The sequence below is a fragment of the Ferrimicrobium sp. genome, assembly GCA_022690815.1.
Lineage (GTDB): Bacteria > Actinomycetota > Acidimicrobiia > Acidimicrobiales > Acidimicrobiaceae > Ferrimicrobium.
Genome location: JALCZJ010000010.1, coordinates 1 through 17,097 on the forward strand (window position 1 = coordinate 1; position 17,097 = coordinate 17,097).

A 17,097-nucleotide genomic window follows, 5' to 3' on the forward strand; every position below is an offset into this window, starting at 1 on the left:
AGGACCGTCGCGTGGTTCGGCGATGGCCTGCGTGGCGGTCTGTTGTGACCACTCTAGGCGCGTTGGGAGCGCAGCTAGAGTGGATGTGAGTGCTGCCCAGATGGGGTGGGTAACCATCAATCGATCTGAGATTGGCGAGACGCAGAAAGAACGAGGTGTGTAGGTGGCTTTACAGAGGGATATTGGCAAGGATGAGGTCACCGAGATCGCCTCGGTCCGACCCTCAGAGGGTAGCTCCGCCTCTACCGTTGAGCGAGCCGCAGACGTCCTCTTGTTATTCGCTAGCTCTAGTTCGACTACCCTCGGAGTGACTGAGATTGCTCAACAGCTAGGTCTGTCGAAGGCTTCGGTTCACCGGATTCTCTCAAGTTTGCGCAAGAAGGGTATCGTCGAGATCGAGCCCGTGACTCGACGCTATCTGCTTGGGCCGGTCATCGTCAGCCTCGGTTTGACCTATCTGAGTAAACTTGATGTTCGGCGGGTAGCACACCCTGAGCTGGTGGCGCTGTCGCGCGAGACCTTTGAGACAGCGACGTTGTCGATACGGACAGGCGAACATCGGGTTTACGTAGACCAGGTCACCCCTGAACGGGAGGTCCTTATGTCGGTCCAGATCGGACTACCTCATCCACTGCACGCCGGAGCCTCATCAAAGGCTTTTCTGGCCTTCTTGCCACCGGCAGAGATCGAGTTTTATCTTGAAAATACCTTGGAGCAAGTGACACCGTCGACGGTGACTGATCGAGACCAGCTCAGACGGCAGATCGCCGAGATTCGACGTCGAGGCTACGCGTTGTCGTTCGGGGAACGACAAGCGGGGGCTGGATCCGTTGCCGCGCCTGTGCTTGACTATCAAAATTTGCCGATCGCCGTTATCAGTGTGTGCGGGCCGGCAGAGCGTTTGGCACAGGAGGTCGATCTTTGCGCCGCGGCCTTGCTCGATACCACCCGCAGGGTTTCGGCCCAGATGGGCAATGGTCTAGGATGAACGAGTAACACTTTGATCAAGATCTCGTTGCGTCTCTGCCTACTCACTACGTGTCAGGTGTGTCAGAGCGTCAAAGATCTGTGGTGAGTTCGTTTGACCGAGATTCATGATGGTCCGAGAGAACGTCTGCCAGGATGAGGGTGAGACAATTCCGGTCACCAACCTGTCAGGTTTCGATACTACGTCAGGGTTTGTGAGAGCACCTGGTCCGTCACCGGATGTAAGGTCGCACGAGGTCTCATGCCTTGTGCCATCGACAAACTCGACGACGACCCGGGTGGGGCGACCATAGAGCGGATACCTTGCGGTGAGTGATGCATCCTCAACGACGCTGATGCGTTCGGCGAAATCGCGAACTTGTTGAGTTTGTAGCGCCCGGGTGAAGTCGGTAGTAGGAGAGATCTGTCCATCCACGATAGCGGTTGCAACGATGAAGGGAATCGAAAATCTGCAGGCGTCGACTGATTGAGGACGTTGGTTGCAAAATTGTGCTGCTGAGCCGTAGGTGCTGACCTGGATGCTCGCAATCTGATGTTGAAGTTGACCTTGGGACATCCATGGGGTGACTTGTTGCAGGAACTGGTGGATGGCGTCAATTGTTCCATGGGTGTGCGCGACGGTTGGGTAGATTTTGAAATATCCGTTAGTGATCTCCGCCTGTGTCCAAGTCTCATGGAGGGGAACTTGTTGGCTGGCCAGATGTGGGAGCCAGTGACGCTCAAGGGTGCCGGGAGCCGTGGTCGTTCCAAGCGCCGCAGTCATGGCAAACTGGATAGCGAGCTGGCACGCCGTTGCGAGATAGAGGTGAGAGGCACTGAATCCATCGAAGACGGTCTCTGCATCAAAACCGAGGACTACACCTGATGCGAGGCGTAAACCTGCCGCGCCCAAGGCTTGGTCACCTGTGGTCAAGATGTGGGTGTAGCCCACAGTGGCCCCGAGCAGGCCCCAGGTGCCGATGTCGTGGATCCCCTCCGGTGTTCCATGCATCGATATGCCAAGCCTCACGCCAACCTCGTATCCAAGAAGCAGACCCTCAAGGATCGTGGGGAGCTTGGCTGAGGTAAATTCCGCTGCCGCGAGACATGTTGGGACTAGGTGAGCAAAAGGATGACCTCGTGCCAGCCGGTGGCCATCTTGGAGTTGTTCCGCAGTGATCGGAAGGGCGTTGAAAAATGCTTTGCGCTCAGGAGAAACGTCGGCACCAGTGAGCCACATAGTGGTCGTGTCGTTGTGGTCCAACAGGGTTTGTCGCAAGTGCTGAACCTCTGGGGTAGATCCCCCGTGTAAAGCGACGGCTACAGTATCAAGGATACCGAATTGTAGCCGTTCGATTACGGCTGACTCTAGCCAGTATGGCAGCGAGCGGTAGGCGCTGTTGACGATGTCTGCTGCTAGATCCATCGCAAAAGTTTAGTTTGCTGGGTCTCTTGGCATACGGTATTGATGCGTCGAATCGTGTTACAGCGACACTGATGACGATACGAAGCCAAGCCATTGATCTGACAAACTCCTCTGTCGAATCCGATGCAGACGAAGGCGGTCTCGGAGAGGTTTAACTCTTGGGCGATGGCCTGGAGGAATGTATCGTCGGGGTAGGAGTCACACAGTGCTACTGCTGCTGGATTTCCGCCGAACGGGTGACTGGTGAATGCATCGACGAGGTGGATCGTGGAGATCGAGGACATGTCAAGATTCTAGGTGCCTTTGTGGTCGTGGGTTGGATCGCTGGTGCAAGGGCACCCTAAACGAGCGACGACTTACAGCGGTTGTGACACTGGGTTCTCGATGTCCGTGACACCAGTGGATAATCGAAGGGAGTAACAGCTCTTGGATGGAGATGCAAGTTTGGCACCTGCATCTATGGCAGGGACTGGAGGTTGTCGTGACGAAGCAGGGCGCCTTCGATCTGCTACTCCTTCGATTGACGGTTTGAGACGACTCCTCAACGAGTCGCGATGATTGGTCTAGCATAAGGATGTGATTTTGGGAGCTGCGTGAACCGTTCGCCGAATCACGGAGATGTCTATGCATGGAGGCATCCGTCGAGGTTCCGATGGGGCGATGAACTTGAGGTGTTTATCCACTCTCGTGTGCTGATGACAAGTCGGCTTGGCGATCGCACTGTCTGGGCGTGGTGTGTGTTACTCATTGCCGAAGGCTGCTCGGCGGAAGATCGTCCCCAGCGTCGGCTTTACGTCTTCTTGCCCGAAGGTCCCCTAGATGACTATCGTGTGGGACCCTGTCTGGAGGTTTGCCAAAACCACCCTTCTGCAATAGCCGTGTATCAAGGTCTCCTGACCAGGTAGAGATAATCGCAAGGGGGGAATTTCGGTCTAACCCTTAAAAAATCTAAAAAGCCAACACCCTCGCAGGCTCTCTGCTATAGTTTGCAAATTGAAGCAAAGGAGGGATCCGTGTTACGTAAGCTCGGACTCGTATCGTCGTCAGTTGCCCTCGCATCGCTGGCGGCACTGGCCCTGCCGGGTTCGACCGCTGTTGGAACTTCTGCACCTTCGGCGGTACCCATGATTGAGGTTGGTCCAGTAATCAAGTCAGTCTCAGCTTCGCCGCCTTCGGCCGCGTTCTGTGAGACCAACTACGACATCGCCTGCTACGGACCCTCGCAGATGGCGGCCGAGTATAACTATGGCCCAGCGTATAAGGCTGGCGACAACGGTAAGGGCCAGACCATCGTAATCTTTGACTCCTATGGGAGCCCTACCATTCGTAACGATCTGGCTCACTTTGACACCGCCTATAACCTGCCAGCCCCACCGGCATTGAACATCTATCATCCTGAGGGCAACGTGGTGCTGAATTATGATAAGCTCCCTAGCCCAGCTAACTACCATTCCAAACAGCTTGAAACCGAGGTGAGCTGGGCCTATGAGACGACCCTCGATGTAGAGTATTCGCATGCGATGGCGCCCGGCGCGACCATCGATCTCGTTACCGTGCCGGTAAACGAGACTGAGGGCGTGCAGGGACTTGAAAACCTGGAACGGGCTCAGGCTTGGGCGCTCGCCAACATCCACGCCAACATCTGGTCGAACAGCTGGTCTACGACTGAGCAGTCGTTTCACAACTCGGCAGTCATCGAGCGACTGAACAAGCTGTACGCTGAGGCTGCCGCAGACGGTGTTTCGGTGTTCTTTGCGGCTGGAGACTCGGGGGTTGCCAACACCAACAAACAGGGAGTTACCTATCCCTATCCTACTGTGAACTTCCCTACCTCGAGCCCGAACGTGATTGCAGTCGGTGGAACACAGATTGGGTCTGAACCAACCTCGATTACTTCGCACGTAACCGAGCAAGTATGGAACGATGGGTACGGTGCGGGCGGCGGTGGCTACTCGTCCGTGTTCCCGGAACCTAGCTCTCAGTTGGGTGCCGGGATCAGCGATCCAACGCAGATGCGTGGCTTGCCAGACGTTTCCTATAACGCCGCGGTTATCTCTTCGGTACTGATCTATGAAAGCTTTGACCCTGTGAACGGTCCTGGTTGGGTCCCGATTGGTGGCACCAGTGCGGCAACGCCACAGTGGGCGGCGGTGGACGCTGACGTGCAAAGCTCCCTTGGATCACAAGGATTCCTCGCGCCAAAGCTCTACCAGATCTATCAGTCGCCGAGTCTTTACGCTGAGGCGTTCTATCCGGTTCTGTCGGGTAACAACTCATTTGATGGCATCACCGGTTATTCGGCAGCGGCTGGGTGGAATGCGGCGAGCGGTCTAGGGACCCCAAATGTCAGTGGGCTGATCGCGGCACTGCGGACGCTGTCATAGGTCGACCGGACGATAGTTAACGGATCGGGTGATGGGAACTGGCACTTGTGTGCTTGCCCCTATCACCCTGTTCAACTGCGTACCAGACGTGGCGGCTTCTTTCTTCGGTGAATTGGTCGTTGATTGTATCACAGACCAACCACCCCCTTTAGGGTGACTACCCATGGTCTCTCGTTCCCGCGCTCAGACTCGTGTGAAGCTCGAAGTTCCGGCTCCCGAGCTGGAGGAGCTGGCCCGACGATATCACTGGCTGCGCTACGTTCAGACCTTGGACATCTATCGACGATCTCCACTGGCGTTGCTCGGACTCGCCCAGGGGCTGCGTGGTTCCCTCGGTCTCGGGATCGCTTCAAATCGTGATGCGCTGATCATCGGAGGTGCATCGCCGTTGAAGGACCTCTATAGGGCCGGTCCTGGCTCATTGGTAGATGCTCTCGCCATGGCTGTGATGGCTAACGGGCATGCGGACGCGATCCTTGGCGATCTTGATGTTCGCGGTGCGTTGTTAACGCAGGTCGAGCTCCTCGGCGAAGCCGTTCGCCTTGGTCTCAGGCTCGTGATGATCGCCGAACCAAAGGACCAACCCGCAATTGAGGCGGCTGCCTCGCTTGGCTGGCAGGTCGAAACCCTTGCTGGTGGCGACCTGTTCGAAGGTTGGAGCCTTGGTCGATCACTCTGGCATCGGTTCCAAAGCGTTGTGGTGCCGGTGGTCGTTGTCGTCCACGGAGACGCCGACAGTTTTGATGTTGGCGAACTCGGCGATTTTGGGGCAGCGACGCTGAGGCGGTTTGACCGCGAGGCTGTTGAAGCTGCCAGTCGGCTCGCCGATGACCCTCGCCCTGAGTTGGCTAGGGCTGGGAACAGGAGACGACTGGCAGCACTGATCGCAGAGGCGCACGTCGATTCCCTTGGAGCCTTTGTCGAGCTGGTCCGCGCGCGGCTTGGCACGGCGGCTATCCTGGTCGGCCGCGAGGTCTTCGACGAGGTTGAGGGAATCGAGGGTGACGAGTTGATCCGCGTGACTGACCCTACTGTACTTGCTAAAGCCGTCAGTCGGTGGGGTGGTTTCCCGATCGTGTTGAGGGCCAAATCTACTTCGTCACCTGGGATTCCGTGTCTTGCGTTGACGCTCGATCACGATTTAAGACCCGGGAGTGCTGGTGTTCTCGTCCATAGCCAAGAGTCGTTTGCCTACTTTGCCTCCAGACTGCTTGGGGAGGCGACGCAGCCGACACATGACTACCTGATTGTCTCGTCACGCCTGCGGCGAGATGGTTTTGGGCATCTCGAAGCCTCTACCGGTCGCTGGTTGCGCCCCCTGGGCGAGCTAGCCGTCATCACCTGGGGCCAAAGCGTGCAGGTTGCCCTGCATGCTTGTGTACTCCTTGCAGACGTCGGGAGTCGCATTGGCGTTCTCGAGCTTCATCAGCCAGGCCTGATTGACGAGAAGCTCATGGCTCAAGCGGTGAAGGCTACACGGGTGTGCATTCTCTACGATCAGAAACCGGATGTGGGCTATCAGCTCGTGACCTATCTCCAGGAGTACTTCTATGCCCAGCTCAGCGCCCCGGTGATGTTGCGGTCCGCCGGGTCTGGCCCAGGACCCGTCGCGGTACTGTTGCGTGGGTTATTGGCCTAGTCGTCCATGACGAGCCTTGACGGTGCGGAATTGGTTGAGATCTCACGCCTCGGTCATCGCTCGCTCCCTTAGTGGCGTTGCAGGCGCGTACACATTGATCACGGTGGTATGGACGGTCTAGCTGGATGCTCTTGTGTACAAATTATGGAGATGATCCTCCGTCGAGGCCCAATCGAAGCCACGAGTGCGTCGATGTCGACTACGTCATATGATCTGCCATTAGCCGATGGTTGTGAACTCGGGGTGCGGATCGCACCCGGCGTGCGCCCGATGAGAGAGGTCAGGACATGTTCGCGATCGGTGCCAGGCCCGCAATGGATACAACCGTCACCATCACACTCGGTGCAACGTAGCATGTTGCGTCGATGATATCGGATCGGCCGGTGGTGGGGATCGGCTGACAGTGGGGGTTGGTCGGCCGTATTGACCTCACTCCTCAGTTTCCTCCCCCCTGATCATGAGGTGCGAGACGGTGAGCCATCAAGACCGTCACCTTGTGGCTCTGTGGGTCGTTGATCGCGGTAGGGTGGTTGCATTCGCTGGTCGTCGTGAACAGGCCGATATGGGCGTTACGCTGAGGATGTGCACGAGACGGCGATAATTGGGTGACGGGATGGGATTTGTTGAGGTTACAGGTCTCTCGATAGATGATGTTGTGACCGGTCGAGTCCTGATTGCTGGTGCATCCGGATCGGGCAAATCGTCCCTTTGTCGACTGCTACACGACAGGTGTGACCTGCCGTACGTGGAGATCGACAGCCTGTTTCACGGCCCAAACTGGAGCGAGTTGCCATCGTTTGAGGCTGAGGTCGACGGTTTCATCGCCAACGAGCGTTGGGTGTTGGAGTGGCAGTATGACCGAGTGAGGGACCGGCTAGTGGATCGGTGCAACCTGTTGATCTGGCTTGACTATCCAGCCTACATCGTGATGTGGCGGGTAACCATGCGAACAATTCGCCGCCGATTGGCTCACGAACTACTCTGGAATGACAATGTTGAGCCGCCGCTGTGGACGGTCATCAACAATCCAGAGCACATCGTTCGATGGGCGTGGCGTAGCCATTCCAGCTCCCCAGCTCGGATGCGTCGCATTCTCGAGCGACGTCCGGAACTCCCGATTGTGCGCCTTCGACATCCGCGCGATCTCGAGAGGTTCTTGGATACTCGACAAGGATAGAACGTGATATTTTGACGAATCCAGATCCGCGGACTACGAGTTGAGTTCGAGGCCACCTTCGTAGGGCAGGCCAAGATCAGGGGCACTCAGGAGGGCGATAAATGGGATGGGTGCCACCACCGAGGCAGCAGTACCGCCTCGATCGACAATCGCGAGAGCCTGGACGACGGTGGCACCACTGGCCTGTACAGCTTCGATCGCGGCCAACAACGATGTTCCTCGCGACGGGGTGTCCTCGACGACGCAGACGCGATCCTCGGGATTGAGCGACCCCGCGATTCGGCCACCCTGCCCATAATCTTTCACCTCTTTGCGCACAGAAAAGGCCCCAAGGTGGCGCCCCTCTGCTTGACCGAGGGTTGCGGTGGCAAAGGCGACAGGATCAGCCCCCATCGTCAGGCCACCGATGGCGGTTACCTCATCCGAGATGGCCGTCAGTGCGAGTTGGGCCATGCGATAGAGGATTGGTGGCCGACAGATCGCACGCTTCGTGTCGATAAACCAGGTTGATTGCAACCCGGATTTGAGGGTGAAATCGCCGTGGGTAACGGCGTCGGCTTTGATGGCTGCGATCAGCTCTGCACGCGCTGCTGCCAGGTTTGCGGCGCTTAGGCCCATCGTGCTCCCTCGTCTCCTTCGTCGATAGTTCCGATAACCAACGAACCAGGATAGCGGGCCAGGACGGTGTCGGCGTGAGTCGGATTCACGACGAGTGCCATGCCGATACCAAGGTTAAAGGTACGCCGCATCTCATGGAGTTCGATCGCCCCGTCGCGCATCAGACGTTGGAAGATCGCTGGCCATTCCCAGGCGTCTGGGTCGATCACGGCGCTCAGGCCATCAGGTACCACCCGTGCGAGGTTGGAGACCAGACCACCCCCGGTGGTGTGACTAGCCGCGTTCAATAGCGAATCTGCGATGAGGGGCAGCACGTGTGGGGCGTACAGGACGGAAGGTTCAATGAGTTCCTCATAGAGGGCGAGTTCATCGTTGGTCGCGACGCCGTCACTCACGTGTCGCAACAAATCCGCATAGACCGCACGAACCAAGGAAAAACCGTTCGAGCGCAGATTCGGCGAGGGCAGCCCGATCACGCGATCCCCTGGCCGCACGCGTTCGGCCCCTATCGCGGTCGTCGGATCCATGAGTCCGACGGCAAAGCCAGCCAGGTCGACTTGATCTTGGGCCATGGTGCCTGGGTGTTCGGCGATCTCTCCGCCGATCAGGGCGGTGTCAGCCGATTTGAGTGCCCTCGCCATGGAAGCGACCAGCGTGGCAATCAGCGACGGGGTATTCTTGCCGACGGCGAGGTAGTCGAGGAAGAAGAGTGGTTTGGCTCCGGTGCAGACGAGATCGTCGATGCACATGGCGACGAGATCTTGACCGATCCCCTCCCACCGTCGTCCAGCACGAGCAACCTCGGTCTTGGTTCCCACCCCGTCGGTGGTGGCGACCAGCACACTAGAGCCCTCGTCTCCGAGACGATAGAGGCCACCAAAGCCGCCGATATCTGAGACGACATTGGCGTTGTAGGTGGAGCGAACGGCCGACGAGATCGCTCGCACCGCCTCCTCGGCGTTGACCAGATCAACGCCAGCCTGCTGGTAATCCACGGATGTCCTTTCTAGAGCACCTGTTGGCCGGCGAATTGAGTGTTCAGTGCGACGGGGTAGTTGCCGGTGAGGCAGGCGTCACAAAATCCCTCAGGGGTGCCGATAGCCTTGCGCAGGTCACCAAGTTGTAGATAGGCGAGACTGTCGGCGCCAAGCAATGCGGTGATCTCTTCGACGCTGTGGTGAGCGGCGATGAGATCGGGTCGATTGGGCGTGTCGATGCCATAGAAGCAGGGCCAGCGATAGGGGGGTGATGAGATCCTCAGATGCACCTCGGTCGCGCCAGCAAGCTTGAGCAGTCGAACGATCGACTTTGTTGTGGAGCCACGGACAATTGAGTCATCGACCACGACCACCCGCTTGCCCCGCACATTCTCCTCGAGTACATTGAGCTTCCTGCGAATGGCATCCTGGCGGCTCTTGACACCTGGGTTGATGAAGGTTCGACCGATGTAACGATTCTTGACCAGCCCCTGACCATAGGGAATGCCTGCGGCTAACGCATAGCCCTCGGCTGCGGGAACTCCTGAGTCTGGAACCCCCATGACCATGTCGGCGGCTACCGGGAGGGTGTGAGCGAGGTATTCGCCCATCGCCCTACGGGTGCCGTGCACCTCTTTGCCGAGGAGCTTGGTATCGGGCCGAGCAAAATAGACGAACTCGAAGATACATAGGTGCGAAGGTTGAGGATCCTGGCAAGGGAAGCTATGCGCACCATCAGCGTCGATGATCACAATCTCCCCAGGGTCGATCTCGCGGATGAACTCGGCACCGATGACGTCAAGCGCTGGTGACTCCGATGCGATCACCCAGCCGTTGGGTGCGATGCTCCCAAGACACAGCGGACGAAAACCGTCCCGATCCCGAGCACCGATGATCCGGTCGCCGTCGAGCATCGCGAGTGAATACGCCCCCCTCAGTTCATCGAGGGCGTTACGGACGGCAGCGGCGTAGTCCTCGACAGTGGATGGTCGCGAGCGAGCAACAGCAACCGAGACCAGTTGGGCGATGATCTCAGTGTCGGAGGGTTGGACTGCGATGGTGTCAAAGAGGCGGTCAACGAGATCGGCGGAGTTGGTGAGGTTCCCGTTGTGAGCGACAGCGACGCCGTATTCACCACTGGCTCGAAAGATGGGCTGGGCGTTGTGCCAACTACGGTCACCTGCGGTGGCGTATCGGGTGTGTCCAATGGCCATGTCACCAGGTAGCGAGGCGAGAGTCGACTCGTCAAAGACCGCGCTCACGAGCCCGAGGTTCTTCACAACCGTCACCTCGCCACGGTCCGCGACCGCAATGCCTGCAGACTCTTGCCCGCGGTGCTGTAGCGCGTAGATGCCGTCAAAGGTGAGGTAGGAGACGGCTTCGTTTGGTAAGGAGATACCAAAGACCCCGCAAGCCTCCTCCGGATGATCACGGGCCAGTGGGTCGTGCTCCGGATGGTTGTTCTGGGGATCTTCGATCACGGTATGTTTAGCCTAGCATTTCTTTGCGTGTCACCGATGGATCATCGGGATTTTTTGCAGGTCGGGCGCACCTCGATAGACCTGACATTGGCGATGGAACCATCACTGTCGATGGAGATGGCGTTGGCTAACGATCCGTTGCCCAGCCATCAGTCAGCGGATGGCTGGCGACGGGTACGCAAGAGTCGGTTATGCGGCTCCGATGTTGGTAGAGACCGTCGTTGACAGACGATGTGACAGCGAGACGGTTGTGGGTCGTTAAGACGGACGTCGACAGCGTCAGGGCGGCGGTGCGGGCCAACGTGTTGTACCCAGCGAGCCCCGTGTACATGTCACGGTCAGAGCGCTGCAACATGTTCAGCCAAGACTGCCTGCCCTCTGACACAATCTCTCTCTGACACAAATGTACTGCACCTATCTAACAACATCTTCGCGTCATCTTGGACCACCATTGTGCTCACGACGAATGGATGAATGTCTGTGAACCTGACCATTCGCTCTGGGGTGGCTAGACTCATTGTCTATCATGTCAGCATCTTCGCCACCGTTATGCGATTTGCACCTCCACTCCAATGCCTCTGACGGCTCGGTCGACCCCGGTCAGCTCGCCCGTGATCTAGGCCATGTCCATCTCGCCGTCTTAACCGATCACGACACGCTCGCTGGGAGCGATGCCTTTCGTGATGCGCTCGATGCCGAACTCACTCCTCCCGAGGGTGTGGAGCTATCGCTCAACTGGAGCGGTGGCACCTTTCATCTCTTGATCTACGGCCACTCGATTTCGACCAGTGAACTCGCCGCCAACATCGAGCGTTTGGCGCTTGCGCGTCGTAATCGCAACCTCGAGCTTTTGGATCGTGCCAATCAACTGGGGCTCTCGATCACCGAGGCCGAAGTCCTCGCTGCGGCTGGCGCCCCGAACTTCCTCGCCAAGAGCGTCGGACGCCCACACTTTGCCAGAGTTCTCGTCGATCACGGCTATGCCGAGAGCATTCAGGATGCCTTTGATCGATACTTGGCCAAGGGGCGTCCTCTTTATAGTCCCAAAACGCTCTTTGGTATCGAGGAGATCGGGCCCATGTGTGCCGAGCTTGGATTTGTGGCAGTGATCGCTCACCCGCTAAGCCTGGGGCTCCCCCTGTCCTCACTTGGTGCCAGGTTGCGTGAGTTCAAGCAAATGGGCTTGGCGGGGGTCGAGTGCCTCTACGGAGGCTATGAGCTCAAGCAGCGCAACGAACTGGTCGCTCTTGCACGTGACCTGGACCTGCTCATCACCGGTGGCTCTGACTTTCACGGCACCTTTAAGCCGGGGCTCGCTGCCTTGACGGGGTATGGCGATCTTGTAATGCCGGCCGAAGTCGGCGACAACCTCATGGAACGGCTGTCGCGGGCATGAGTTTGGCTCAGCTGCAGTGCCCGAGCTTGTGAGTCTTATATACTGATCTACTTGCAAGCGATTGCGTAGGGACCCGTGGTGCAGCTCGGAGTGCACGCCGGCCTGTCAAGCCGGAGGTCGCGGGTTCAAATCCCGTCGGGTCCGCCACAATCGCAGTTTGCGGTCGGATAGCTCAGCAGGTAGAGCGCACGCCTGAAAAGCGTGAGGTCACCGGATCGACACCGGTTCCGACCACCAGATATGAGGCGAGCCTTCGCTCTTTGGTTCACTGGTCACACGCACCTGGTGACCTTGAAACTCGGTGATATCGACACCCTGCGCCAAAGATACCCGGGGCCATTGACACCTGTTAACCATGATTGGCCCATGGTGCAGATCCCTGACGAGAGCTTTAATGTGTTGAGGGAAGCGTTGCGCCGATGGGCTATTTGCCCTGGCGCACCAATCGAGGTGGAGACCGTGATCGAACCCGAGAATCCTTTTTTGGTGATTGCCATGAAGAAGTTGGAGGAAGTGGTTCGGAGCTGATCGAACTGGGTCAACATGTTGTGCAGCCGAGCTCGTATGCTATGGCCAATGGAACAGAGTGACAAACGTAACCCTCGTCGCGAGGAGCTTACCGAACAGGCAACAGAGTATCTCAAGGCCAATGGTTTGGTATCGCTCACCTACCGTAAGTTAGCAGACGAGCTGGGTGTGGCACCCAACACGCTTGAGCATCACTTTGGCTCCAAAGACAAACTCCTTGAGCAACTGTTGGCGCGTTTGGCCAACGATCAGCGCAGGGGCCTTCAGACACGTATGGCGGCGAATCACCCTACCCCAGCCGACTTTGAGCAGTATTTTTGGGCTGCGATTGAGGACATCTCGGAACCTGAGAACGACGGCGCCAACAAGCTCTTCTTTGAGCTGGTCGGAGCCAGCATGCGCGATCGTGATCTCTATGGGGAATTTCTTTCCCACGCTATGGATGACTGGATCACCTTGATCGAGAGTGCGTTGCGCGAGCACTTTGAGATGTCTGTGGATCGTTCGGTGCCGGTGGCCCATGCGGTCTTGGCGGTGATCCGGGGGATCATGCTCAGCCGACAAATGGTGGAAGAGACCGATCGTGGCTTCGTGGATGAGGCAGCGCGACTTGTTGGACCGATGCTCAAGATGCTGGTGACACAAGAGGTATCAGGACCTTCTAGCAAGAGAACCTCAGAGCCTTAACCCAGCGCCTGACCTTGCTTTCTTGGTGGGTGTCGATCTTTGTGTGCGGCTCACCAGCACCTAAGAGTAACCCACGCGACGGTTTGGTGGCTGTAATCTGGAGCCCTTGGCCAAGTCATTATGAGCGAGCAGTGCGGTGGGGTCGTCTGCCGGAGATGATCGCGATTCTACAGGGATCGAATTCCATGGGGTTGCGCCTCGACAACTTTGGGGCGACTTGTTCAAGAAACCGTCTAATTGTAACAAGTTATGTTCCAATTTCGAGAAGCTACCAGTGCTTTGCTAAAGAATTATAAGGTCTTTCTTAGTTTATGCTGAGTAATGGTTGACATTTCTGTGAAAGCTTGCTACGCTGAGGCTCAGGTGTTCAACCTCGCTCGGCGATCTTCACAACTGTTCGCCCTGTGGAAGTTCGCAACGATGCGAATTGCGGGTTGTTACATCATCGCAATGGCTCTCAAGGCCAATTGGAGCTTTGAGCATTGATGACAGGGGGGAATCAGTTGGCACGGAAAATTCGTAAGGCCCGTCAGCGCGTGGTAGCGATTGCAGGAGTCGCGATGGCCGCGGCGCTTTTGGCAGCGTGTGGGTCAAGTAGTTCGAGTAGTTCGACCAGCTCGTCGAGTTCGAAGAGCAAATTCAGTGGTACGGTCACTATCGGTGTTGATACGGCTACCAGCGGCTTCTTCGGGGAGTCGGGGGTTGATGGCGATGATGGTATCACCATGGCGGTCAACGCGATCAATAAGAGTGGTGGTTTGTTGGGCAAAAAAGTGCTGGTTGATTTTCGCAACGACAACGCCTCGGTTCCAACGGCGATCTCGAACACCCAGAGCCTTATTCAGAATGACCATGTGGTCGCACTTCTTGGCGCTTCGACGAGTTCGACCGTTGGTGCTATGGAGTCGTTGGCCACCAAGTATCAGCTTCCGCTGATGATTTGGAATGGAAATGATATCGCCACAGTGACCACCGATTATTCAAAGTATGCATTTCAGCTGCAGCCAAATACCTACATGGAGCCGCTCGGTGCAGCGCAATATCTTTCGAAGTTGCCGTATCGCCGGTACTACTTCATCACACCAGATTATTCGTTTGGACGAGACGACATCGACTCCTTCCAGGCCTCGATGAAGAGTCTTGGTATCAAGTTGGTGAACCTCGGGACGAGTTACACGCAGATCGGTCAACCGAGCTTCACCTCGGCCATCTCGGCTGCCCTAGCCACCCACCCCCAGATGATCTTCTTGGGCATCTTCGGTGGCGATGAGATCACCTTTATCAAGCAGGCTGAAAGCTACAACCTCTTTTCAAAGACGGCGGTGTTCGGACCCACTGGAACCGATACGCTGTTGGCACTTGGCAAGGCGACGCCGACGAAGAACCTCTATCTCAACGACCGAGCTCCGTTCTTTGCCATTCATACCGCGGCAATGAAGACCTTTACCAACCAGTTCCATAGCCTCTATGGCTCGTGGCCCTCTGAGTGGGGAGTGCTTGGTTATTCGGCGGTCCAGAGTTGGGCGCAAGGGGTCGAGAAGGCGAAATCGTTCACCGGGAATGCTGTTTCTGCGGCACTCAAGGGCGATACTGTCCACACGCTGAAGGGTACGTTCCAGTTCCAGGCCTGTGACAACCAAGCGGTTGTTCCCGACTACTTCGGCAAAGTGGCGAGTAGCGTTTCGGCCAAGTACGGGTTCCCGTTGTTGACCAATCTCTTTGTGTCCAGTCCGACGGCGACATTGATGTCCTGTTCCCAGGCTCTGAAGCTTCGAGGTTGAGTTCCATCACCTGGGGCGAGGGAGACCGAGAGTATTCCCTCGCTCCAGGGCTCACATGAAAGGGGACATGCGACTTGGGAAGTGTGCTCGTCACCGTTCTCACCGGCCTCGCTGAGGCTGGTACGCTCTTTCTGGTCGGAGCAGGACTGACGCTGATCTTCGGTTCGCTCCGGCTCATCAATGTTGCTCATGGCAGCTTCTACATGTACGCGGCCTTTGTCGTCTCAACGATTGTGGGTGCCTCGAGTTCGGAGCTGCACTTTTGGGGTGCGTTGATCATCGCTCCGTTGGTGATAGCGGCGCTCGGGGTCCTTGTTGAGGTTACGGTGATGCGTCGCCTCTATCGACGAGAGCACCTCTCGCAGATGCTGGCGACCTTCGGTCTGTTCTATGTCTTTGCTGATCTTGGACTCGTGATCTGGGGATCATCCGATCGGACGGTTTCGACGGCGCCCTCGGTCGCTGGTAGCCTCACGATATTCGGTCAGTCGTTTCCTGAGTACTCCGTGGTGATCATCCTGGTTGCGCTCGTCGTCGGCGGTGTGATGTTTGCGCTCTTGCGCTTCACCACGCTCGGATGGAAGATCCGTGCGGCCGTTGAGGATAACGAGCTCTTGGCTGCGACGGGAGTGAATGTCTCGCGAATCTATCTCTTCGTCTTTACCTTCGGGGCGCTCTTAGCCGGTATTGCGGGTGCGATCGCGGCACCACAGATCTCGATCTCGGCTGGGCTTGACCAATCGATTCTCATCGATGCCTTCATCATCTCGGTGATTGGGGGGCTTGGCTCCATCTCTGGAGCTGCAGTCGCTGCAGTGTTGATCGGTCTCGTCGATGCCTTTGGTGCGCGCTACCTACCGTCGCTGGCACCGATCAGTGTCTATGTTGTGATGATTGTTGTACTCGTGGTGCGGCCAAGTGGTATCTTTGGTCGTGTCGGAACAGGGGATTGACGCCATGGCGATTGTACGTCCGCGGAATGCGGCGACCTCCGGGGGTGAGCTGTCATCACCGAAGAAGATAGACCGCGGTCCCTTGGTTTGGGCGCTCATCGGCATTGGGTTGTTGGTCATCGCGACCTTTGTCCTAAGTTCCGGCCAGATTTCCATCCTCGAGTCAGTGCTGGTTATGGCGGTCTTCGCTGTTTCGACGAATATTGTGGTGGGCTATAGCGGTTTGGTGACCTTTGGTCAGTCGCTCTTTTACGGAGTCGGTGCCTACACCTTGGCGCTTGGGTGGTACCACTATAAATGGCCGTTTTGGGCTCTCTTTATCCTCGCTCCGATCCTCGGCGCTATTGCCGCAATTCCGGTCGGTCTCGTGGCACTTCGGACGCGGCGTTGGTTCTTTGCCTTGGTCACCCTTGCTTTTACCCAACTAGTGCATACCATCGTGGAACAGGCCTATAGCTACACGCAAGGGGCGACCGGCATCTTTGGAAACATGATTCCCCAATCGATCTCCGGCGTGACCTCTGGTTATCTCTTTATCGCGGCGTTCGCGGTCGTGGCCATCGTCGTCATGTACTTCATCATGATCTCCCCATTTGGGGTTACCCTCAAGGCCATCCGTGAAAATCGTCGGCGAGCAGCGGCGGTCGGGGTCAACGTCTATAAACATCAACTCATCGGGTTTGTGATCTCTGGAGCTGGAGCCGGTGTCGCCGGGGCGCTCTTGGTGGTCCAGAACTCGTCGGCTTATCCGCACCTGTTCAACTGGCTGGAGGCGGGCAACCCATTGCTGGCGGCACTGGTTGGCGGCATCGGCAGCTTTATGGGCCCGGTGATTGGAGCGGTGATCTTCGAGGTCGGCAAGCTTGAAATCAGCCAATACACCTCGCAATGGGAGCTGGTGCTTGGCGTCGTCCTCGTTGGCGTGGTGCTCCTGGCCCCAGATGGCCTGGTTGGGCTCGGGCCACCGATTCGTCGGTTTGTACTTGCTCGCCTAGGGCGCGTGCCGTCCAATGAGGAGGATCCTGCGCAGGTTGCTTCCCATGACGTCTTTGATGAGCAGATCTTTGACGATGAGGAGCAGTAA

Annotated in this window: 13 protein-coding genes and 2 tRNA genes; 11 read left to right on the plus strand and 4 right to left on the minus strand. The window is 57.3% G+C overall.

Translation table 11 applies throughout. From position 1 onward, the window contains the following. Positions 1-163: 163 nt before the first annotated feature. Positions 164-988 carry an IclR family transcriptional regulator gene (locus MP439_04440; protein MCI2975312.1) on the plus strand — a complete coding sequence of 275 codons (825 nt, stop codon included), beginning with the start codon at positions 164-166 and terminating at the stop codon, positions 986-988. Positions 989-1,027: 39 nt separating this feature from the next. Here MP439_04440 and MP439_04445 read toward each other — a convergent pair whose 3' ends face one another. Beyond that, positions 1,028-2,392 carry an MmgE/PrpD family protein gene (locus tag MP439_04445; protein ID MCI2975313.1) on the minus strand — a complete coding sequence of 455 codons (1,365 nt, stop codon included), beginning with the start codon at positions 2,390-2,392 and terminating at the stop codon, positions 1,028-1,030. A 1,013-nt stretch (positions 2,393-3,405) separates the two neighbouring features. Here MP439_04445 and MP439_04450 point away from each other — a divergent pair. From MP439_04450 to MP439_04460, 3 genes are all read left to right on the plus strand, one after another. After that, the gene (locus tag MP439_04450; protein ID MCI2975314.1) at positions 3,406-4,776 is read left to right on the plus strand and encodes a S53 family peptidase; all 1,371 of its coding nucleotides are present in this window, start codon (positions 3,406-3,408) and stop codon (positions 4,774-4,776) included. A 163-nt stretch (positions 4,777-4,939) separates the two neighbouring features. Next, on the plus strand, positions 4,940-6,415 hold the full coding sequence (locus MP439_04455; protein MCI2975315.1) for a hypothetical protein: 1,476 nt from the start codon (positions 4,940-4,942) through the stop codon (positions 6,413-6,415). A gap of 613 nt (positions 6,416-7,028) precedes the next feature. After that, the gene (locus tag MP439_04460) at positions 7,029-7,592 is read left to right on the plus strand and encodes a hypothetical protein (protein ID MCI2975316.1); all 564 of its coding nucleotides are present in this window, start codon (positions 7,029-7,031) and stop codon (positions 7,590-7,592) included. A gap of 33 nt (positions 7,593-7,625) precedes the next feature. Here the strand turns inward: MP439_04460 and pyrE are convergent, their stop codons facing one another. Genes pyrE through purF form a run of 3 tightly spaced genes read right to left on the minus strand, consistent with a single transcriptional unit; the run spans position 7,626 to position 10,668 of the window. Beyond that, a complete protein-coding gene (gene pyrE, locus MP439_04465) occupies positions 7,626-8,210 on the minus strand; it encodes an orotate phosphoribosyltransferase (GenBank protein ID MCI2975317.1) in 585 nt (194 codons plus the stop codon). Beyond that, the gene (purM, locus tag MP439_04470) at positions 8,201-9,205 is read right to left on the minus strand and encodes a phosphoribosylformylglycinamidine cyclo-ligase (protein ID MCI2975318.1); all 1,005 of its coding nucleotides are present in this window, start codon (positions 9,203-9,205) and stop codon (positions 8,201-8,203) included. The genes pyrE and purM overlap by 10 nt, the downstream gene beginning before the upstream one ends. Before the next feature lie 11 nt (positions 9,206-9,216). Then, positions 9,217-10,668: an amidophosphoribosyltransferase gene (gene purF, locus MP439_04475; protein MCI2975319.1), complete on the minus strand. Its 1,452-nt coding sequence runs from the start codon at positions 10,666-10,668 to the stop codon at positions 9,217-9,219. A gap of 526 nt (positions 10,669-11,194) precedes the next feature. Here purF and MP439_04480 point away from each other — a divergent pair. The 7 genes from MP439_04480 (at position 11,195) to MP439_04510 (ending at position 17,097) form a co-directional block, all read left to right on the plus strand. Continuing rightward, a complete protein-coding gene (locus MP439_04480; protein ID MCI2975320.1) occupies positions 11,195-12,064 on the plus strand; it encodes a hypothetical protein in 870 nt (289 codons plus the stop codon). A gap of 69 nt (positions 12,065-12,133) precedes the next feature. Then, a tRNA-Asp gene (locus MP439_04485) sits at positions 12,134-12,211 on the plus strand. 14 nt (positions 12,212-12,225) lie between these two features. Continuing rightward, positions 12,226-12,301: transfer RNA gene (locus MP439_04490), tRNA-Phe, on the plus strand. Positions 12,302-12,640: 339 nt separating this feature from the next. Then, complete coding sequence (locus MP439_04495) at positions 12,641-13,279, plus strand: TetR/AcrR family transcriptional regulator (protein MCI2975321.1); 639 nt, start codon at positions 12,641-12,643, stop codon at positions 13,277-13,279. 503 nt (positions 13,280-13,782) lie between these two features. Then, the gene (locus tag MP439_04500) at positions 13,783-15,060 is read left to right on the plus strand and encodes an ABC transporter substrate-binding protein (GenBank protein MCI2975322.1); all 1,278 of its coding nucleotides are present in this window, start codon (positions 13,783-13,785) and stop codon (positions 15,058-15,060) included. A gap of 83 nt (positions 15,061-15,143) precedes the next feature. Further along, entirely contained in the window at positions 15,144-16,013 is an 870-nt protein-coding gene (locus tag MP439_04505) for a branched-chain amino acid ABC transporter permease (protein ID MCI2975323.1), read from the plus strand. Positions 16,014-16,017: 4 nt separating this feature from the next. Beyond that, positions 16,018-17,097 (plus strand): branched-chain amino acid ABC transporter permease, encoded by a 1,080-nt coding sequence (locus tag MP439_04510; GenBank protein ID MCI2975324.1) that lies wholly within the window; start codon positions 16,018-16,020, stop codon positions 17,095-17,097.

Bases quoted from the DNA above. Each gene is read 5' to 3' on its own strand.
- MP439_04445 (MCI2975313.1), bottom strand. From the start codon at position 2,392: ATGGATCTAGCAGCAGACATCGTCAACAGCGCCTACCGCTCGCTGCCA.
- MP439_04455 (MCI2975315.1), top strand. From the start codon at position 4,940: ATGGTCTCTCGTTCCCGCGCTCAGACTCGTGTGAAGCTCGAAGTTCCG.
- MP439_04460 (MCI2975316.1), top strand. From the start codon at position 7,029: ATGGGATTTGTTGAGGTTACAGGTCTCTCGATAGATGATGTTGTGACC.
- pyrE (MCI2975317.1), bottom strand. From the start codon at position 8,210: ATGGGCCTAAGCGCCGCAAACCTGGCAGCAGCGCGTGCAGAGCTGATC.
- MP439_04480 (MCI2975320.1), top strand. From the start codon at position 11,195: ATGTCAGCATCTTCGCCACCGTTATGCGATTTGCACCTCCACTCCAAT.
- MP439_04495 (MCI2975321.1), top strand. From the start codon at position 12,641: ATGGAACAGAGTGACAAACGTAACCCTCGTCGCGAGGAGCTTACCGAA.
- MP439_04510 (MCI2975324.1), top strand. From the start codon at position 16,018: ATGGCGATTGTACGTCCGCGGAATGCGGCGACCTCCGGGGGTGAGCTG.